This window comes from Aureimonas sp. D3 (assembly GCF_001463805.1).
GTDB lineage: Bacteria > Pseudomonadota > Alphaproteobacteria > Rhizobiales > Rhizobiaceae > Aureimonas > Aureimonas ureilytica_A.
The window spans coordinates 49,436-65,753 of sequence record NZ_BBWM01000037.1 but is presented as its reverse complement, the minus strand read 5'-3'; the positions used below and the strand labels follow the sequence as shown (position 1 = coordinate 65,753).

At 67.4% G+C, this 16,318-nt stretch carries 12 protein-coding genes; 7 read left to right on the top strand and 5 right to left on the bottom strand.

Going from position 1 to position 16,318, the window contains the following annotated elements; translation table 11 throughout:
- The first annotated feature begins 17 nt into the window (after positions 1-17).
- Positions 18-791 (top strand): ABC transporter ATP-binding protein, encoded by a 774-nt coding sequence (locus tag AUL36_RS11615; protein ID WP_062220761.1) that lies wholly within the window; start codon positions 18-20, stop codon positions 789-791.
- Between the two features lie 22 nt (positions 792-813).
- Positions 814-2,070 (top strand): acyl-CoA dehydrogenase family protein, encoded by a 1,257-nt coding sequence (locus AUL36_RS11610; protein ID WP_062220758.1) that lies wholly within the window; start codon positions 814-816, stop codon positions 2,068-2,070.
- A 39-nt stretch (positions 2,071-2,109) separates the two neighbouring features.
- On the opposite strand, the gene AUL36_RS11605 is transcribed toward AUL36_RS11610, so the two are convergent.
- The gene (locus AUL36_RS11605; protein ID WP_062220755.1) at positions 2,110-2,727 is read right to left on the bottom strand and encodes a glutathione S-transferase family protein; all 618 of its coding nucleotides are present in this window, start codon (positions 2,725-2,727) and stop codon (positions 2,110-2,112) included.
- 105 nt (positions 2,728-2,832) lie between these two features.
- Entirely contained in the window at positions 2,833-3,024 is a 192-nt protein-coding gene (locus AUL36_RS11600) for a hypothetical protein (protein WP_062220752.1), read from the bottom strand.
- Between the two features lie 556 nt (positions 3,025-3,580).
- On the opposite strand from AUL36_RS11600, the gene AUL36_RS11595 reads away from it, so the two are divergent.
- Both AUL36_RS11595 and AUL36_RS11590 read left to right on the top strand, forming a co-directional pair.
- A complete protein-coding gene (locus AUL36_RS11595; RefSeq protein ID WP_062220749.1) occupies positions 3,581-6,022 on the top strand; it encodes an MFS transporter in 2,442 nt (813 codons plus the stop codon).
- 1 nt (position 6,023) lies between these two features.
- A complete protein-coding gene (locus tag AUL36_RS11590) occupies positions 6,024-7,589 on the top strand; it encodes a glutamate-cysteine ligase family protein (protein ID WP_062220746.1) in 1,566 nt (521 codons plus the stop codon).
- A 45-nt stretch (positions 7,590-7,634) separates the two neighbouring features.
- On the opposite strand, the gene AUL36_RS11585 is transcribed toward AUL36_RS11590, so the two are convergent.
- The 3 genes from AUL36_RS11585 to AUL36_RS11575 all read right to left on the bottom strand — a co-directional run bounded on the left by AUL36_RS11585 (position 7,635) and on the right by AUL36_RS11575 (position 11,906).
- Positions 7,635-8,843: an ABC transporter substrate-binding protein gene (locus tag AUL36_RS11585; RefSeq protein ID WP_062220742.1), complete on the bottom strand. Its 1,209-nt coding sequence runs from the start codon at positions 8,841-8,843 to the stop codon at positions 7,635-7,637.
- Positions 8,840-10,852, bottom strand: coding sequence for a SpoIIE family protein phosphatase (locus tag AUL36_RS11580; protein ID WP_062220739.1), 2,013 nt, complete (start codon positions 10,850-10,852; stop codon positions 8,840-8,842). Before AUL36_RS11580 ends, AUL36_RS11585 begins: the two co-directional genes overlap by 4 nt.
- Positions 10,853-10,979: 127 nt before the next feature.
- Entirely contained in the window at positions 10,980-11,906 is a 927-nt protein-coding gene (locus AUL36_RS11575; RefSeq protein ID WP_062220736.1) for a helix-turn-helix transcriptional regulator, read from the bottom strand.
- Between the two features lie 749 nt (positions 11,907-12,655).
- Here AUL36_RS11575 and AUL36_RS11570 point away from each other — a divergent pair.
- The 3 genes from AUL36_RS11570 (at position 12,656) to AUL36_RS11560 (ending at position 16,255) form a co-directional block, all read left to right on the top strand.
- Positions 12,656-13,558: a helix-turn-helix transcriptional regulator gene (locus AUL36_RS11570; RefSeq protein WP_244497107.1), complete on the top strand. Its 903-nt coding sequence runs from the start codon at positions 12,656-12,658 to the stop codon at positions 13,556-13,558.
- Positions 13,559-13,685: 127 nt separating this feature from the next.
- The gene (locus tag AUL36_RS11565; RefSeq protein ID WP_062220730.1) at positions 13,686-14,375 is read left to right on the top strand and encodes a hypothetical protein; all 690 of its coding nucleotides are present in this window, start codon (positions 13,686-13,688) and stop codon (positions 14,373-14,375) included.
- Between the two features lie 257 nt (positions 14,376-14,632).
- Positions 14,633-16,255: an ABC-F family ATP-binding cassette domain-containing protein gene (locus tag AUL36_RS11560; protein WP_062220728.1), complete on the top strand. Its 1,623-nt coding sequence runs from the start codon at positions 14,633-14,635 to the stop codon at positions 16,253-16,255.
- The last annotated feature ends 63 nt before the right edge of the window (positions 16,256-16,318 follow it).

The window sequence follows — 16,318 nt, the reverse complement described above, 5'->3', positions numbered from 1 at the left end:
GGGCCGGGGAGCTTCTCATGACGCAGACGTATGAGGGCCTTCTGGAGGTCCAGAACATCGAGGCGCTCTATGGCGGGGCGGTTCTCGCCGTGCGGGACGTCTCGCTGAAAGTGGGGAAGGGCGCGATCGTCGCCCTTCTCGGCGCCAATGGCGCGGGCAAGACCACGGTCCTGAAGGCCATCTCGAACCTTCTCGGCCCCGAGCGCGGCGCGGTGAGCCGAGGCGCGATCCGCTGGGACGGGGAGCCCGTCGACCGGCTTTCGGCGGCCGATCTCGTCGGGCGCGGCGTGGTGCAGGTCCTGGAAGGGCGGCGCGTCTTTCCTCAGCTCACCGTCGAGGAAAACATCCTCGCCGGCTCCTATGGCCGCCGGCCCCGGGCGGCCGAGCGGCGGCGCGATCTCGAACAGGTCTATAGCTGGTTTCCGCGCCTGCGCGACAAGCGCGGAACCAAGGCGGGCCTGACCTCGGGCGGCGAGCAGCAGATGGTCGCGATCTCGCGCGCGCTGATGACCAAGCCCCGGCTCGTGCTTCTGGACGAGCCCTCGATGGGGCTGGCTCCCATCGTGGTGCAGGAGATTTTCGAGATCGTCCGCAGCCTCAACACGCAATCGGGCGCGAGCTTTCTCGTGGCCGAACAGAACGCCAACCTCGCGCTGCGCTACGCCGCCTATGCCTATGTGCTCGAAACCGGGCGCGTCGCGGCCGAGGGAACGGCGGCCGATCTCCTGTCGCGCGGCGACATTCACGATCTTTATTTCGGCGGAAGCTCCGGCTCCGTCGCCCTTCATTGAACCATCGGGAGCCGCGACGGCCATGTTTCATTCCACCATCGAAAGCCCGACCAGCCAGACCGACCTCGGCTGGGGGCAGGGCCCGAGCCCCGACTATGAGGCGCTCGCGACCCCCTTCCGCCCGATCTTCGCGCGCATCCGCGCCGGCGCGGTGGAGCGGGAGCTGAACCGCACGCTGCCCACGCAGGAAATCGGCTGGCTGAAGGACGCGCGTTTCGGCGCGGTGCGCCTGCCCCGAGCCGAGGGCGGGCAAGGGGCGAGTCTCCCCGATTTCATCAATCTCCTGATCGAACTGTCGGAGGCCGATTCCAACATCACGCAGGCCCTACGCGGCCATTTCGGCTTCGTGGAAAGCGTCGTGAACCTGCCCGCCGGCCCCTTCCGCGAGCGCTGGGCCGCGCGCATCGCGGCCGGAGAGACCGCCGGCAATGCCTGGACCGAGATCGGCGCGGCCTCGATCGAGGGCTTCTCGACCCATCTCGCCCGTAAGGGCGACGACCTCGTGCTCAATGGCGAGAAATACTACACGACCGGCTCGCTCTTCGCCGACTGGATCGACACCGGCGCGCGGCGCGAGGACGGCGAGGGCGGCACGGTTCTGGTGCCCCGCCACGCGCAGGGCGTCCATGTGGTGGACGATTGGGACGGGTTCGGCCAGACGCTGACGGCCAGCGGCACCACCACCTTCACCGATGTCGTGATCGACCCGCTGGATGTCCTCAGCGACGAGGAGAAATTCCGCTACAGCGCGGCCTTCTACCAGATCGTGCATCTGGCGACGCTCGCGGGCATCGGGCGCGCGCTCGCGGGCGATGCGGCCGCCGCCGTGGGCGCGCGCCGGCGCACTTATACGCACGCCGCCGCCGCGCGCTCGTCGGAAGACCCGCAGGTGCTTCAGGTGGTCGGGCGCATTCGCGGCGCGGCCTATGCGGCCGGGGCCATCACCCTGCAAGCCGCCCGCGCGCTGGAGCGTGCCCATGCCGCGCATTTCGGCGGAGATGCGGAAGCCGAAGAGCGCGCCAACAGTCTGGCCGAGCTAGAAACCGCGCAGGCGCAGACGGTGGTCTCGAACCTCGTTCTCGAGGCCTCGACCATCGTGTTCGACGCGCTGGGGGCCTCGGCCATCCGCAAGCCCGCCGGGCTCGACCGCCATTGGCGCAACGCGCGCACGCTGTCCTCGCACAATCCGCGCATCTACAAGGACCGGATCGTGGGCGACTACGCCGTCAACGGCACCCCGCCGCCCTACCAGTGGCGCATCGGCCTGCCCACGGGCTGATCCGTCGGCAATGGGCGTTCGCAGACCGGCTCGCCCTTGTCAGCCGGTCTGCTTGTTGGCAGCCATCACCTCGGCCAGCCTCGGATGGCGGCGCATGAGCATGGCGGCGGCGTAGAACTTCGGGGTGTTCGCTTCGAACCAGGGCGCTCCCGGCCGCCACCCCACCATCGCGGCGGCGTAGCAATCCAGCGCCGACGGCTGCTCGCCCAGAAGATAGGGCCCGGTGATCTCCGCCTCCAATTGGAGATACAGACGCTTGCGATAGGCGTCCGTCGCCGCCTTCAGCTCGTCGGGCGCGGAGGGGCACCAGCGATCCGGAACATCGCCATAGGTGAAGGTCGGATAGACATTGGCGACCAGCCAGATCAGCCATCGCAGAAAGCGGCGATGCTCCGCCGTGCCTCGTGAGGGTGCGAGTTCGGGATGCTGCTCGGCGAGCCAAAGGGCGATGGCGGCGCTTTCCGTCAGGATGTCTCCATCCTCCAGAACCAGCACCGGCACCTGCCGCAGCGGGTTGACGCGGGCGAGCCGCTCCTGCGCCTCGCCCGGCTGGTCGAAACCGTCCACATCGACGAATTCGTAAGGCTGCCCCACCAGAGCCAGCATGGCTTCGGTGATCGCCGAGCCCCAACCACGAACGCCGTAGAGCTTCATCATCGGTCTCGTCACCCCCGCCCTTGAAATGCGCCGGACCGGATCGAGGCGCAGGCTGGCGCGCCCTCGACCCGGCTATCGCACTCCGACCAAAAGGTCGGTCGGTTCCTAAACCTCGTCCGCGTCTTCCGTGGAGTCCAGCATCTGGTCCAGCTCGTCCGCGATCAGATCGAGCTGTTCGCGGGTGGCGTTCAATTCCAGCGTCGCGCCGCTGTCGTCCTCGATATGCAACCGGGCGGACTGGCCGTCCTTGCCTGCCACGATGCGGAACTGAGCCAGAGTCTGTGTCGCGTTCGCCATGAATGCCTCTCCTGATGGAAAGGCGGAACGCGCAACATCGCTCATGGCTCCGGAGCGTCGCTGCGCCCGATGCCGTCTTGGCAAACGATCGAGCCGCGGCGAGCTTCGGCCCTGGATCGGACGGGGCGCTCGTTGGAATTGCGCGCTCGCGCGGGCTCCGTCCCGCCATTCAGGGCGCGTCCCGCGGATGCTCTGGACCGCGCCCAGTCGCCCGGTGAGACGCTGAGACAAGTCTGCGATGTATCAGGCCGATCCGCTTTCCGCCACAATAAGGCGGGGTGAAGACCGGGAGGGCTTGGAAGCCGCGCGCCGAACAGGCGAGCGGCTCGGCGTGTCCGGACGATCCACCATCCCAAGCATGGAAATCCGCCGGTATTCAGGGATCGCGAGTGGCCAGTAGCATATCACGGACTGGCCGGGGGCCACGGTCCCGCACGCGAGAGATGAAAGCGGGTGCGGCCGGGCTGCGCATTCAAGCGGGCGACGCAGCGGGCTCGCTGACGGCTCGGGCGCGCGGGCGTGTTCGCTCGCCCCGGCTCTGAAGGCTGGCCCTACCATGACCATCGCTCCCGCCATCCAAGCCGCACCCAGCGCCGGCCCGCGCTGGACACTGCGCCTGCGCTTCGCGCTCGTGGCCCTCACCGTGCTGGTGCTCGCCCAGCTCCTGTCGGGCGTTCTCACCGTGTCGGCCATTCGCAAGACCGCTTTCGAAGGAACGGTCACGGCGGTGCGCATCGTCGGGCATGACTGGTCCTTCCGCATCCAGAATTCGCTGCGCTTCGGCAAGCCCATCACCCAGATGTTCGGTCTGCCGGAAATGCTGGCCGGCATTCGCTCCGACCTGCCCTTCCTGTCCGCTGCTCTGGTGACGCTGCCCGATGGCGCGATGGTGGAAAGCAATCCGCCGGGCGGCCTGCCCGTCGGCCTCGGCCCGCTCGTCGCCGAAAAGCTCGGGGCTTCGGCGGCAAAGGGGCTGACACCGGCGAAGATCGGCGACACGCATGTCTTCGTCCTCCCCGTTTCGGGGGCCGGCAACCGCCTGGCGGGGGCGCTGGTGATGCTGGTGCCGGAGGCCGCAATCGCACAGGCGACCGCCCGGCCGGTGAGCGATGCCGTGACCTCGCTGATCGTGGCGAGTGCTGCGGGCGCGCTTGCGCTGTTTCTGGCGGCGAGCGTTCTGCCCATCGGCGTGGACGGCACGATCAGCCGCTGGAAGCTGCTCCTCGTGCCGGCGCTGGTTCTCGTTCTGGCGCAAGGCGGCGCGTCCTGGCACAATATCGTCACCTTCCGCGACGCCTATGTGTGGGCGGCGACCGAGAATGTGCAGCGATCCGTGGATCGTCTGGGCACGGACCTGCAGCGCCTCGTGGACAAGGGCGTTCGGCTGGACCGCCTGTCCGATTATGCCGCGCCCTTCGGGCGCATGGCCGCCGACATCCCTGAACTCGCCTCCGTCCAGCTTGTGGACGGCACGGGCCGCGCCATCGCCACCCTCGACGCCACGCGCGAGGCGACCAGCAGCCGCCCGGCCATCGCCTATGAGATCGTGACGCCGGGCGACGCCCGCCCCGCCGCGCGCCTCAGCGCCAGCCTGTCCGACACCGCGATCAGGGAGGGCGTGCGCCACCGCGCGCTCGACGCCGGCACGGTGCTTCTGACCTCGGCCCTGTTCGGCTTCGAACTTCTCGTCCTGTTCGGCATCCTCATGCGCCGGCTGGCCGCGCGCGCCGAGGAATCGGGCGCCGTGGACCGCGACGGGCATCATCTCCTCGCCCGCCCGGCCTCGTTCCTGCTCGTCTTCGGCTGGGCGCTGCCCCTCTCCTTCGTGCCGCTCCAGATGGGCGCGCTCGCCACCGAGCCATTGTTCGGCCTGTCGCGCGCCGTGACGCTCGCCCTGCCGATCTCGGCCGAAATGGGCTGCGCGCTCGTCACGGCGCTGATCGCGGGCGTGCTGACGGATCGGCGCGGCTGGCATATTCCCTTCGTGCTCGGCGGCCTCATCTGCGCGGCAGGCGCGCTGGCGGGAACGCTCGCCACCGGCCCCCTATCCTATATCGGCGCGCGCGCCGTGGTGGGCCTCGGATACGGCCTCGCCTGGATGGGCATTCAGGGCTATGTCTTCTCCTGGTCGAGCCCGCGCACCCGCACCCAGGCCATCGCCAATCTCGTCGCCGGCATTTTCGCGGGCCAGATCTGCGGCAATGTGACGGGCGCGATGCTCGCCGATCAGATCGGCTTTTCCTCGGTCTTCACCGTCGCGGCGCTTCTGGGGCTTGCGCCCGTGCTCTTCGCGTTTGCCTTCATGCGCGCCTATTTCGGCCGCCCGGCCACCAGCCCGAGCGCCCCGGCCGCCGCGCCCGTGCCTGTGCCCCTCGCGCCGGACGGGGGCTCGGCGCTGGGCGGGCTCCTGAAGGATCGCAACTTTCTCGCGCTGCTGCTGCTCAGCGTCGTGCCCTTCTCGGTCGCCCAGGTCGGGCTCCTCTACTACACGCTGCCGGTCTACCTCTCGCAGCAGGGGATCGAGCAGGGCAATATCGGCCGCATCATGATGATCTACGGCCTGTCGGTCATCTATATCGCGCCGCTTCTCGGCCGCTGGGTGGACCGGCACGTGCGCAAGAAACCCTTCATCGTCATGGGCGGTCTTCTCGGCGGTCTCGGCCTCGCCTTCACCTATCTCGACATCGGCCTTTTCGCGCTGGTCGCCTCGGTGTTCCTCTTAGGGCTGGCGAGCAGTCTGGGCGGCCCCGCGCAGTCGAGCTTCGCCTTGCATCTGCCCAGCGTCCAGCGCCTTGGCACGGGCCGCGCCATGGGCATCCAGCGCGCCGCCGACAAGCTCGGCCAGATGATCGGCCCGCTGGCCGTCGGCGCGCTGTTCACGTTTCTGGGCACACGCGACGGGCTCGCCGTCACCGGCCTCTATTATCTCGGCTCGACGCTTCTGTTCTTTCTGATCGCGCGCGACCATGCGAGCCCCGCTCGAAAGGGCGCCGCCTGATATGGCCGACATGCGAACCCACCCGACGCTCGGCATCGAGCTGGAAATGCCGGTCGTGGATTTCGGCTCGGGCGCGAGCTTCGACGCGCGCGAGCTGTTTCCCCGTCTCTACGAGGCGCGTCGCCGGCGGGGCGAGGCGGTGACGCCGGTTCTGGCCTCCGGCAGCCTGATCGGCGTCTCGGGGCCAATGGTCGTATCCTCGGTGGACAATGGGTTCAACAATCTGGAAAGCGCCATCGGCATTGTCGGCGGGCCGGATCGGCCGGGCTCGAACCTCAACGATCTGGCTTGCCTCGTGCAGCGCGAGCTGAGCGAACTCGCCGCCACCCTCGGTGAACTCGGCGCCGGCATCGCCAACCTCTCCGAACACCCTTCGACGCCGATCAGCGAAAGCTTCTACCGCGCGATGCGCGCTCCCAAGCCGATCTACGATTACTGGCGCGGGGCGCGGGGCTGGCGGCACGAGGTCGGCATGGACGCCAAGGCGCAGAACGGGCCGACGACGGGCGTCGAGGCCACCCACGCGGTGGAGGCGCTGAATCTGGCGCTTCTGGCCGCGCCCGCCCTGATCGCGATCTTCGCCAACAGCCCGTTCGAGGCGGGCGAGCCGACCGGCTTCAAGGAAAACCGGCTGCAGATCTGGACGCGCATGTTCGCCGAGCCCCACTTCGCCGGCGACCGCACGACCCATCGCCCGCCCGTGCGGCCCTTCGAGGATCTGGCGCATTATGTTCGCTGGATGTTCGAGGGCAACCGCGCCATGCAGGCGCTGCCGCTCGGCAACAATTCCTACAAGGGCTTTGGCGAACTCGCCCGCATGGACGGCGATCCCGCGCTTCTGACCTTCCTGCGCGCGCCCTCCTGGGCGGGACGCCGGCTGCGCGACGGGGAGGTGGTGGAGGTCACGCCCAGCCTTCGCGATCTGGAAAGCCTTCAGTTCTCGCAGTTCCTCGACGCGCGCATCCGCTTCCGCTTTGACACGGAGCCGGGCGTGGACGCCTTCTTCGAGGCGCTGGACGCCGGGCGCATGGAGGAGCTGTTCGCCCGGCATTGCCAATCCCTCTATATCGAGGGACGCGCGGCGGGCGCGAACTTCCCCGACGCCGAGCTGTGCGATCATGACGATCCGCTCGTGCCGGCCTCGGTGGTGATGGCTCCTTCGGCGCTCCAGAAGGGGCTGCAAGCCAATCCCGGCAGCCTGCGCCGCCTGTCCGATCTCCTGCCCTGGCGCGATCTGCGCCTCGCGCGCGAGGAGGCGATCCGCCACGGCCTGTCCGGGCGCGCCGGCCCCCTGTCGCTCGCGCGCTTCGCGCGGGCCGTTCTGGAGGAGGCGGAGGCGGGGCTTGCCCCCAGCGAGCGCTGGATGCTGGCCTATGTCCGGCATGTGCTGGACACCGGCCGCAACGGCGCCGACCGCGCCATCGCCGCCTTCGAGCGGGGTACGGGGCATCGCGCCGCGCGCCTCACCGATCTCGTCCAGGCGCGCACGATGCGCCTCGTCCCGCCCGTGCCCTTTCCCCAGCGCGACCGGGCGCCGGAGAGCGCCGGGCTTGCCAGGAGCGCCTGACGAAAAGGCCCGGCCAGTCGACCCCGAGAGGTCTTATCGGGCGCGTCAGGGCGCGCGTTGCGCGAGGTCCGTGCCGAAAATCTCGTCGCTCGCCAGCAGAATATCGACGGACGGATCGTAGCCGATCTCGCCGGCGGTGCGCAGATTGAGCGCGATCTTGGCGGGCGCCTGCCAGACCTGCGGCAGGTCGCGGGGTTTGGCCCCGTTGAAGATGCGGGCGATCGTCTCGGCGTGGAAGCGGCCGACATACAGAAAGTCGGATTGCGCGACGCTCATCAGCGCGCCGAGCTTGACCTCCGACTCGCCCGCCATGGAGAAGGTCGGAAGGTCCCGGTCGATCAGCGGCGCGAGGCTCTTGGGCAGGCTCGCCTCGGTCAGGCCGCGATGCACGGTGAGATAGACCGCGTCCGCCTTAGCCGCGATCTCAGCGTAGCAGGCCTCGACCTTCGCCTCGGCCTCGGCCTGCGGGACGTTGTTGAAGGGCGCGAAGCACGGCACGATCTCGAAGCCGCGCTCGCGCGCGATGCGCTCGATATCGTCCACGGCGGCGAAGGTGCGGCCTTCCGGGCTGTTCTCGTAGACGAGGCCGAGTTTCTTGAAGTGGAAGATGTCGTCGAACAGCTCCACCTGCCGGGCGTAGCGCTGCGGCTCCACCTTGGCGTTCAGGTGGTCGTGGCCTGAATCCGTCTCGCTCTTGATGATCTTGGAGCCGATCGGGTCGCTGGTGGAGGCGACCACCACGGGCGTCGAGATCGCATCCGTCGAGAGGTCCTGCCCCGCCCAGGTGCCGAGCGCCAGCATCAGGTCGATGTCGCCGCGCGTCGTCAGCCGATCCAAAAGCTCGGCCTTCACGAGCGGGCGCTTCTCCTTGTCGAAATTGCCCGCCGCGAAATAGGCGTCGGCGGGAAACTCCACATAGTCGCTTACCGCATGGGCCGAGAGCCAGCGCCAGAAGCCGCCGGGCTCGGGATTGTTGCCGACGGGCAGTTCGGTCGGCTTGATCCAGCCGATCGCCATGAGGCCGCGCACCGTGGATTTGAGGATCGTCTCGTAATCCTTGTACTGGCCGCCCTCGTAATAGCCGATGCGCCATTTCGTGCCGTCCGGCTTGAGGCGGGGCTCGGAGGGAAACACGCGCGCCTGAGCGGGCGCTGGGGCCGCCGCGTCCGGCGCGGGCGTCTGCGCTTGGGCCGCCAGTGGCATCAGAAGGGCGAGGCCTAAAAACCAGGCGCGGAGGCGAAGCGAGCGGATCATGACGACCTCTTGGACGGCTGGTGGAAGCGAAGGGCGACGAGCGTGATGTCGTCGGATTGCGGCGTGCCGCCGGCATGGGCCTGCACGTCGGCCATGATCCGCTGCACCAGCATTTCGGTCGGCAGGAAGGGGTCCTGCGCTTCCAGAAGCTGAAGGAGGCGCTCGTCCTCGTACAGCTCGTCGCGCGCGTTCATCGCCTCGGTCACGCCGTCCGTGTAGAGAACCAGCGTCTCGCCGGGCTTGAGATGCGTGGCGAGCGGCTCGTAGTCCATGCCCTCGACCACGCCCAGCGCCGGCCCGCTGATCGGGCGTAGGCACTCCACGCGCCCGCCCTCGCGGATCACGAGCGGGGGATTGTGCCCGCCATTGGCATAGCGGATCTCACCCGTCAGACAATCGAGAACGCCGATCAGGCTGGTGACGAAGATCGAGTTCGGATTGTCGCTCGCCAGCGTGTCGTTGACGGCGGCCATCATCTGCCAGGGATCGGGGAAGCGGTCGGCCGCCGATTTGATCAGCGTCTTGGTGATCGCCATGAACAAGGCGGCCGGCACGCCCTTGCCCGCCACATCCCCGATCGTGAAGCAGAGATGGCGGTCGTCGATGAAGTAGAAATCGTAGAGATCGCCGCCGACCTCCTTGGCCGAGACGAGCGCGGCGTGAATGTCGATCTCGGAGCGGTCGGGAAAGGCGGGGAAGATCTTCGGCAGGAGGCCGAGCTGAATATCGCGCGCGACGTTCAACTCGCCCTCGATGCGCTCGCGCTCCTGCGTGACGCGCATCACGGTCTGGACGTTGCGATAAAGCGAATCTTCCATGAAGTGGAAGGCGCTGGCGAGCCGCCCGATCTCGTCCCGCCCTTCGAGCCGTCGCTCGGTGAGAAGTTTGGGCGGGGCCTGCGTGAAGTCGGTCTGCGGCAGGGCGCGGGCCCGGTGCGTCAGCGCCACCAGGGGCCGGCTGATGCGCTGCGCCAGGAACCAGGCGAGAACCGCCGCCAGAAGACTGCCGCCGGCAAAGACGAAGCCCTGGCTCAGGATCAGGTCCTGCGCGGGTTTGGCCAGCGCGGCGGAGGAAACGATCGCCGCGACATACCAGTCGAGCGCCTTCAGCCGGAAGACCTGCGCCTCCGCGCCCTGATCCGGCCCGGCCGAGGGCAGGGGGGCAAGGCGCGAGGGCGCGTCGCCATCGGAGGCCATGGCTTTCAGTTCGCTTAAGACGGCAGGCGCCATCCAGCCGTCCTCGCCGCCCTTGGGCGCGACGACCGGCCGCCCGCTGCCGTCGAACACGAAGACGAAACCGTTGCCCGCCATCTGGAGCGAGCCGAGGCTGGAGCGCAGGCGCTCCACCAGCTCGGCGCGGCGCACATCCGTTTCGCGTTGGAGATCGGCGACATCGCCGACAATGCCGATCATCCAGCCCCAGCGGGGAAAGGGCACGAAGAGCCCGTATTTCGGCTCGGTCGCCTCGCCCTTCATCGCCTTCCATGCATAGGTGAGGAAGCTGGAGCCGTAGAGTTCGCTGTCGCTCCAGGCGGTCTGCGTCACGCTTCGGCCGCGAATGTCGCGAAAGCCCGAGAGATCCTGGCCCACCATCGCGGCGTCGGGATAGACCACGGCGCGGCCCGCGCGGTCGAACACGAAACTGTATTCGCCCGCGACCGGCGAGAGGCCGGCCAGCCAGTCGAGCGCGTTGGCGCGCGCGGCCTCGTCGCTGGTTCCGGCGCGCTGCGCCTGGGCGGCCAGCGTGTCGAGCGTCGAGCGCACGGTCTGGCCGAACTGGCGGAAGGCCGCCTTGCGATCCTGAATCGTGCCGACCTTGTCCGACAGAAGCTGGAGATACTGGCTGCGGATGGCGAGTTCCGCCATCTGGAGGACATTCTCGACGGATCGCTGTTCGGCATCCACCATGGCCGAGCGCACGGCGCGCTGCGAATAGGCCATGATGCCGCCCGCCATGAGCGCCAGAATGGCGATGACGCCGACGAAGATCTTGACCCTGAGGCTGTTCACGCACCGCATCCAGAAGGGGAGACCCGTTCTTCTAGACGCAGCCGGGCGAGAAAGCATTCCCGAAACGCCGGCAGAACTTGACCCTGCGTCTCACGGCGCGCGTTTCGCGGCGGACGAAGGTAGGGGCCTACTGCCCCTGCATCCAGCGATTGAGCACGGAGCCGAGTTTGGGGACGGGTTTCGGCTGGCCGGGCTGCGGGCGATGGCGTGCGCGCAACTCGCTGGGCGAATAGCCGAACTCGCGGACGAAGGCGCGCCGGAAGCTGCGCAGATTGGGAATGCCCCAGCGCTGCGCGATCTCGTCGATCGTGCCGACCGTCTGGGCGATGTCCTCATGCGCGCCTTGCAGGCGTTGCTGCCGGATGATCGCGGCGATGTTCATCTGGCTGCCCATCAGCCGATAGAGCTGGGATCGTGACAAGGCGAATTCCCGGCAGATCGCCGCCGGGTCGAGAGCGGGATCGCCGAGATGCTCGGTGATATACTGGCGCACCCGCAGTCCCTTGTCCTCGCGCTGCGCGGGGCGGAGCGGCGGCGGGCCGCCCCCGAGGCAGCTTGCAACGAAGCCGAGGCTGGTTCTGGCGATCTGCTCGGCGCGCCGGCCCGCCAGCGGTTCGGGCAGCGCCAGCATGGATCGCAGGTGATGGCCGAGCAGAACCGCCGGCACGGAGTCCGGCGCGAAGACCCGCCCGTTCAGCGTCTCGCGCCAGGCCTTGCAGCTCTCCAGGGCGGCGAGCGGAACGAGCAGCGCCAGCCAGTCCGCCCCGAGGATTGCAACATCCATCAGGCTGGTCAGCCGCGTGATGCAGACCGCGCCGGGCTCGACCTCGAACCGCCGGCCGTTCGCCGAGCCCGTGACATGGCCCTGCTCGAGGAGATTGATCAGCGCGTAATCCGTCTCGATGCGCGCGGCCATGTCGGCGTCGCGGATCAGGCGGAAATCGCTGGCCGTGACGCGCAGCGTCATGAGGTCGCCGATCGCGCGCGACTGGAACCGGCCGGTGAAGTCGTCGCGATCCTCCGGTCGCACCTCGACGAGTCCGCTGCCCGACATCACCTCCTGCCAGGCCGCGATGCGCCACTCGGCATCCCCGCTGCTCCGGTCGAGCTGCAGGCGAATGTTCGATCCCTGGGCGGCTCTTTCCGGTCTGACACCCCCCTCGGGCGGACAGAACGTCTCAAAATGCGCCTCATGCGGGTACGCACTGTCCGATGCCGCACCGGCAAGATTGACCTTCTCCGCGCCGTCATGTTTTGTCGGTGTCACAGAATGTTTCGGCACGAATGTCTCGATTCTGAAGTAAAAGACAGAAAATTAAAACAAAGTCACGAATTCTTGGGATGTATTCGACTAAATCTTGATCAGTTGACCTTGGTCTGATCTTTATGGATCAGAACAGGATATATGTCGATCTGGAATGGCGCGAATTGGCTGGACGATCAACCAGCACAACACGCCTCCGTCTGCGGCATATTCGCATTCGATCAAGATGTCGATTTCCGTTCTGAACTGGACGCTGAGGAAACCTGGAGCGCGATAAATCAATAGGGGCGATCAATACGTACCCTATGCAAATTTCAAAATGAGAAATTCTGTTTGCGGCTTGGCCGGGTTTGTCGTGCGTCTGTCCTCCGGCCTCGGCCGGATGCGCATGCCCTATCGAACCCGCCTGCGATTGGCCCGCACATGCCGGGGGAGTGCAGCGTTTCATGCGGTTCGACGAGTTCACGACCGGTCCCTTTTCGCCTCGCGAGCGATGCGATGCCTGGCAGAGACAGCCGTTTCCCTGCGTCGCAGGATTGATGGAGATCGATCCGGCCGACGGCGCGTTCTCCTCGCGCGCGCGAACCTTCGCCTTGGGATCGCTCTTTCTCAGCGACATCCATCATTCGGCGCGGACCTGCCGCCGAACCGACGAGGCGATCGGGTCGGACGGGTTCCATCCCGTCGTCCTTTCCGTGTGCCTCAGCGGGCGCTATGGCGGGCAGACACAGGCGGGCCGCTATCGGGGCGGTCCGGGCTGTGTCCTCGTTCTGGATTTCGCGTCCGCCTTCCAGCACGTGTCCACCAACAGCCACAGCGTTCTTCTCGTCTTCGAGCGAAGCGAAATCCAGCGCCATATTCCTCGGATCGACGGGCTGCACGGCCTCGTTCTGTCCCGCAAGGACGCCGAGCCTCTGGTTCGCCAAGTTGTCGGCCTGCTGCAGCAATTGCCCGGCATGAGCGACGAGGCGGGGGCGGAAGCCGGCGCGGCGCTGACGGACACGATTCTCTCCTCGCTCAACCAGACGGGTTCGCTGTCGGCGGCCGAAGACGCCCGTCTGTCCCAGCTGCGCGCCGACGCTCTCTGGATCATCCGGCAGCGCTACCGCGAGCCCGACCTCGACGTGGCGCGGGTCGCGGCGCTGGTGCGCGCCTCGCGCTCGACGCTCTACCGCGCCTTCGCGGAGGAGGAGGGCATTCTCGCCCATGTCACGAACCTGCGGATCGAGCAGGCGGCGATAGCCCTTCGGGACACGAAAGACAGACGGCTGATCCGCGAGATCGCGCTGGCGGTCGGCTTCGATCAGGTGAGCAGCTTCAACCGGGCCTTCCGCAAGCGACACGATTGCACGCCGCGCGACTGGCGCGAACAGTTCCGCCGATCCGCGCACGCCAGCCCCTACCCGTCGGTCTCGGACGAGCCGCAGCTCAGACGCGCCTGACGCCCCGCTCGCGCGCGCACAGGTATGGGTCGAACCACGGGCGCGGACAGACCAGTCAAGACGGCCTCACGCAGACGATAGCCTGACGTTGTTCCGACGCCAAAACGGCTCGCAGACGAGGATACGCATGTCCGACAAGATCTACTACATGCCCTATGATCCCAGCCATCCCAGTTTCATCTGCGCCCAGTTCGAGTACGGGACGGCCGGTGGCGCGGACATGAACAAGCTCATGAAGGACGTCGATCACGAGGCGTCGAAGGGCAATATCGCCATTCCCGTCTGGTATCAGCCCGGTCGGCGCAACGCCTTCGTGATGTCGCTGGATCGGGAGAGCGTCTACATCCGGGGCCACGGGATGGCTGGCTTCCGGTCGATCGAGGGCGGCCGGGGAGGGGAGCGGATCGACTATGTCACGATGGTGGACCGGCTCATCGAAAGCGGTCTTCCGAAATCCTTCTCCGGAAAGATCAAGCTCTTCAACTGCCACAGCGCGGAGTCGGGTTTGGTGGGCTCCGACCCCGAATGCGTCGGGCATCCGTTCGCGCGCCTCGTCGCCGACGAGATGTACAAGCGGGGATACAGAGCCTGCACCTTCTACGGCTATGTCGGCCGGATCGACTCCTTCGTCAAGGACGGCTCCGGCGGCAAGCACCACTATGTCCGCGATATCGTCAACGGCAAGATGGAAGAAATCGGGCGCGTGAGCCAGGGGCGTATCCAGTTCAAGCCCAACCCGATCCCGGTTTACAGCCCCGTTGCCCTGCTGGCGCCGAAGAAGCCTGGGGGCTTCCTCGCGCGCTTCCGGTGGCTGTGAGCACCCGTTCGCAGACCTGAGAACCCGTTCGCAGACGCGGCCGGGTCGGCCTCGCAGGCCACCCCGGGCGGGCTTTCGCCCGGGGCCCCCATGGCCGAGGGGTGGATTGAGCCGCTTGCCCGCAGTGGGGCCGCCTCGATGGTGCCAGGGCGCCCGCGCCCCGGCAAAACGCGACATATGACGCAGCGGCCCCTTGCGCGGGGGGCATTGGGATGGTTTGAGGCGGCTTCCTCCTCGCATCGACCTGGAATTCCCTGATGATCCGCCTTGAAAACATCGGCAAGCAGAACGGCAAGCAGATTGTCTTCATCGAGGCGTCGGCGGCGCTCCAGCGCGGCGAGAAAATCGGTCTCGTCGGCCCCAACGGCGCGGGCAAGACCACGCTGTTTCGCATGATCACCGGCCAGGAACTGCCCGACGAGGGGCAGGTCTCGGTGGATCGCGGCGTGACCATCGGCTATTTCAGCCAGGATGTCGGCGACATGACGGGCCGCAGCGCGGTGGTCGAGGTCATGGACGGCGTCGGGCCGGTCAGCACGCTGGCCGCCGAGATGGCCGAGCTGGAAGCGGCCATGGCCGATCCCGATCGCGCCGACGAGATGGACGAGATCGTCACCCGCTACGGCGAAGTGCAGGGACGCTACGACGAGCTGGACGGCTATGCGTTGGACGGGCGCGCCCGCGAGGTGCTGGATGGTCTAGGCTTCAGCCAGTCGATGATGGACGGCGATGTCGGCGCGCTGTCGGGCGGCTGGAAGATGCGCGTGGCGCTGGCAAAAATTCTGCTCATGCGCCCCGACATCATGCTTCTCGACGAGCCCTCGAACCATCTAGATCTGGAGAGCCTGATCTGGCTGGAGAGCTTTCTCAAGGGCTTCGACGGCGCGGTCCTGATGACCTCGCACGACCGCGAGTTCATGAACCGTATCGTCACCAAGATCATCGAGATCGACGGCGGGGCGCTCACCTCCTATTCCGGCGACTACGAATTCTATCGCGGGCAGCGCGCCATCGCCGAAGTGCAGCAGCAGGCGCAGTTCGAGCGCCAGCAGGCGATGTTGGCCAAGGAAGTCGCCTTCATCGAGCGCTTCAAGGCGCGCGCCAGCCACGCCGCGCAGGTGCAGAGCCGCGTCAAGAAGCTCGACAAGATCGAGCGCGTCGAGCCGCCCAAGCGTCAGCAGACCGTGCGCTTCGAGTTTCAGCCCGCACCGCGCTCGGGCGAGGACGTCGCCACCGTCAAGGGCGTTCACAAGCGCTATGGCGAGCGCGCCATCTACGAGGGCTTCGACTTCCAGGTCCGGCGGCGCGAGCGCTGGTGCATCATGGGCGTGAACGGGGCGGGCAAGTCGACGCTTCTCAAGCTCATCGCCGGCGCTTCCGAGCCCGATGCCGGGACGGTTTCGCGCGGCCCGAGCGTCAAGATGGGCTATTTCGCGCAGCACTCGATGGAAGTGCTCGACGGCGAGCGCTCGGTTCTGCAATCGCTGGAAGACAACTTCCCGCAGGCGGGCCAAGCCCCCTTGCGCGCGCTCGCCGGCTGCTTCGGCTTCACGGGCGACGATGTGGAGAAGAAGTGCCGGGTGCTCTCGGGCGGCGAGAAGGCGCGGCTGGTCATGGCCCAGATGCTGTTCGACCCACCGAACTTCCTCGTGCTCGACGAGCCGACCAACCATCTGGATATCGCCACCAAGCAGATGCTGGTGGAGGCGCTTCAGCGCTATGAGGGCGCGATGCTGTTCGTGAGCCACGACCGCCACTTCCTGGCGGCGCTTTCCAACCGTGTGCTGGAGCTGACGCCCGAAGGCCCGCATCTTTATGGCGGCGGCTATTCCGAATATGTCGAGCGCACCGGCCAGGAAGCGCCGGGCCTGCGGAGCTAAGGCGTCAAGTTACGGCAGAGGCCCAGATCATCGGGCCTCTGCCGTGCGCAGCAGCGCGCTCCG

What these genes read in the sequence shown, in the direction of transcription:
- AUL36_RS11570 (WP_244497107.1), top strand. Translation starts at nt 12,656, where the DNA reads ATGGAGATCGATCCGGCCGACGGCGCGTTCTCCTCGCGCGCGCGAACC.
- AUL36_RS11560 (WP_062220728.1), top strand. Translation starts at nt 14,633, where the DNA reads ATGATCCGCCTTGAAAACATCGGCAAGCAGAACGGCAAGCAGATTGTC.
- AUL36_RS11575 (WP_062220736.1), bottom strand. Translation starts at nt 11,906, where the DNA reads ATGTCGGGCAGCGGACTCGTCGAGGTGCGACCGGAGGATCGCGACGAC.
- AUL36_RS11585 (WP_062220742.1), bottom strand. Translation starts at nt 8,843, where the DNA reads ATGATCCGCTCGCTTCGCCTCCGCGCCTGGTTTTTAGGCCTCGCCCTT.
- AUL36_RS11590 (WP_062220746.1), top strand. Translation starts at nt 6,024, where the DNA reads ATGGCCGACATGCGAACCCACCCGACGCTCGGCATCGAGCTGGAAATG.
- AUL36_RS11565 (WP_062220730.1), top strand. Translation starts at nt 13,686, where the DNA reads ATGTCCGACAAGATCTACTACATGCCCTATGATCCCAGCCATCCCAGT.
- AUL36_RS11605 (WP_062220755.1), bottom strand. Translation starts at nt 2,727, where the DNA reads ATGATGAAGCTCTACGGCGTTCGTGGTTGGGGCTCGGCGATCACCGAA.
- AUL36_RS11600 (WP_062220752.1), bottom strand. Translation starts at nt 3,024, where the DNA reads ATGGCGAACGCGACACAGACTCTGGCTCAGTTCCGCATCGTGGCAGGC.
- AUL36_RS11610 (WP_062220758.1), top strand. Translation starts at nt 814, where the DNA reads ATGTTTCATTCCACCATCGAAAGCCCGACCAGCCAGACCGACCTCGGC.
- AUL36_RS11615 (WP_062220761.1), top strand. Translation starts at nt 18, where the DNA reads ATGACGCAGACGTATGAGGGCCTTCTGGAGGTCCAGAACATCGAGGCG.
- AUL36_RS11595 (WP_062220749.1), top strand. Translation starts at nt 3,581, where the DNA reads ATGACCATCGCTCCCGCCATCCAAGCCGCACCCAGCGCCGGCCCGCGC.